This is a genomic window from Streptomyces sp. NPDC059853 (assembly GCF_042731495.1).
GTDB lineage: Bacteria > Actinomycetota > Actinomycetes > Streptomycetales > Streptomycetaceae > Streptomyces.
Window position 1 is genome coordinate 1 of record NZ_JBHWJL010000495.1, and the last position, 2,282, is coordinate 2,282.

General features: G+C 75.2%; 2 protein-coding genes. Both read right to left on the reverse strand.

Going from position 1 to position 2,282, the window contains the following annotated elements; all coding sequences use genetic code 11:
* Positions 1–87: 87 nt before the first annotated feature.
* Positions 88–1,368, reverse strand: a complete 1,281-nt coding sequence (locus ACFV5N_RS27215; RefSeq protein WP_385605015.1) for a hypothetical protein — start codon at positions 1,366–1,368, stop codon at positions 88–90.
* Between the two features lie 98 nt (positions 1,369–1,466).
* The coding region (locus ACFV5N_RS27220) for a hypothetical protein (RefSeq protein ID WP_385605017.1) at positions 1,467–2,282 on the reverse strand (816 nt) is incomplete at its 5' end.

The following is a 2,282-nucleotide window of genomic DNA, read 5'->3' on the forward strand; positions in this document are numbered from 1 at the left end:
CCACCGCGCCCCCCTCGAGCCCCACACCCTACAGAGACCGCCGCGTGTGATGTGCCCCCCACAGCGGGGGGGGCGGGCCAGGTCGGGTCAGGCGAACAAGCCGCCCTGCTCGCCGCGCTCCCCGCCGAGGGCATCGGCGGCGGGGAACAGGCCGCCGTCGTCGGCGGCCAGCGGGGCGCCGATCCATCCGGCACGCCACGTGCCCTCGGCGTCCTCGGCGGTGTCGATCGACGGGTCGGCCTGCCGCCACCGCTCCAGGGCGGCGCCCAGCTCGGCGAGGGCCGCACGCCATTCGGGGTCGGAGGGGTCGGGGTTCGCACGGACACGCTCAGCGCTGCGGTGGCTGTTCTCGTAGGCGGCCTGGGCAGCAGTGAGCCGCTGCTCGGCGGATGAGGGCCGGAGTTCGGAGACGTAGAGGCGGCGGCGCGAGAATCCTCCCTCGCGGCGGATGTTGGCCTGCACCTCTGGCAGCGCTTCGGCGGCCCGGGTCATGTCCTCGGCGGTGGCGCCGTCGACGCGGGCGATTTCCTCGCCGGAGCGGGTCATGATCGTCCACGTGTCGGACGGTTCGTCACGCTCCGGTGTGGGCTCGGCGTCGGCGGTGCGTGCGGCGTCGTCCTGGGCGGTGGCGAGGCAGTACCCGCACGTCCGGCCGTCGCCCACGAGCGACGCGTCGCCCACCTGGTCGCACGCGTCACACAGGCGGTAGATGTGGGGCGATTCGGCGGCGACGCGCCCCTCGGTGCCGTCGTCGAATCGCACGCTCACGTAGTCGTCGTCCATCGCGGTGACGACGGCGCGCCCGAGGGGCACCCGGACTCGGGCGCCCGGCTCGATGATGCCGCGCGGCAGCTCGGCTGCGATGGCGGGCGCGTCGGCGGCGTCGGTCTCGACCGTCTCGGCGAGGGCGACGGCCGCAGCGGCGAGCGGGGAGGACTCGGCGAGCCGGGCCGCGTCGGCGCGCTGCTCAGCGCGGCGGTGGCACGGGATGCACAGCTCGTAGCCCTTGCTGAACAGGTCGGCTGCCTCGGCGTCGACGTAGTTCGTGGTCAGCCGCCCGCACAGCGTTTCGTCGTTCATGGGCGAGTAGTGCACGCGCTTGCCTCGGCCGACGACCGCGTACCTGACCCGGGCGCGCTCGGTGAACGGCGCCTTGTCGGCCTGGCCCTGCTCGCCGGGCGTACCGATCTCCTCGGCGCGGGCGGCGGCGCAGCGCTTGCACTCGGTGTGCCGGGCGGGGGCCGGCAGCGGCGACATGCCGTCGGCGCGTCGGCCGCACAGGGCGATCAGCATTCCGCCGGCGACTTCGCGCACGTAGTGGTAGGCGCCGCTCTTGGGGTTGCGGGCGTAGCGGGTGAGCTGGGTCATCGGGGGTGTCTCCCTCGGGGTGGTGTTGCGGTGGTGCCGGGTAGGGTCCGGCGGACCCCCAGTATGAGGGATTGCCAAGGCGGTTGGCAAGTCAGTTGTCATGCGACTTGAGACTGGAGCGGTCCGGGGCCGAGGTCGAGTACGGCCGGCCACTCCCACACCCGCCGGCCGCGACGGTCCAGGGGCACGGCGGCCGGGCAGTCCGCGCCCTGGGCGCACGTCACGGTGGGCGGCCCGTCCGGGTCGGTGTGCAGGGTCAGCGGCCCGCCGCACGCCGGGCACGGGCGGGATATCGGGGTGTGGCGGCGGTCGAGTCCGAGGGCGCCGAGCACGCGGCCGGCCGCGCGGGCGGCGACGCCGGCCGCTTCGTCGAGCAGGTACCCGGGCAGCCGGTTGAACAGCGCGTCGGGGCCGGTGGTGTCGTCGTCAAGTAGCCGGCCCTCGACCCACACGCACGCCCAGTGCAGGCCGTGGATGCGGCTGCCCGGGGAGGCTGCCCGGTGGGTGACGGATGCGCTGTGCGTGGGCAGGACCCATGCCCGGGGGTCGCCGGCCGCCGCTGGGAGCTGGACGGCGGCGGCGAGGGTGTCGCACAGGTCGAACACCTGCCGTTCGACGGCGGTTCCGGCGTCGAGGGCGTCGAGGTTGAGCGGGGCGGGGTAGTCGCGGAGCACGAGCGGCGCTCGGTCGGCGACCAGCTCGGGCCCGTCGTTGGTCGGCCGCATGAGGTGGGCGAGCTGGCGGGGCGGCCAGGTGTCGGCCGGCGGCGTCTCGATGGCGGCCAGCAGATCGCCCCAGTGCTCCCGGACGGTGCGGAGGTCGGCGACGGCCTGCTCGACGGCGGCCTCGGCGGTGCGGGGGGTCATGTGCGGCTGCTCCTGGTGCTCGTTGTCGTCGCGGGGGCGGGGTGGGGC

Excerpts from the sequence above, each read along its gene's own strand:
- ACFV5N_RS27215 (WP_385605015.1), bottom strand. The coding sequence starts at position 1,368 with ATGACCCAGCTCACCCGCTACGCCCGCAACCCCAAGAGCGGCGCCTAC.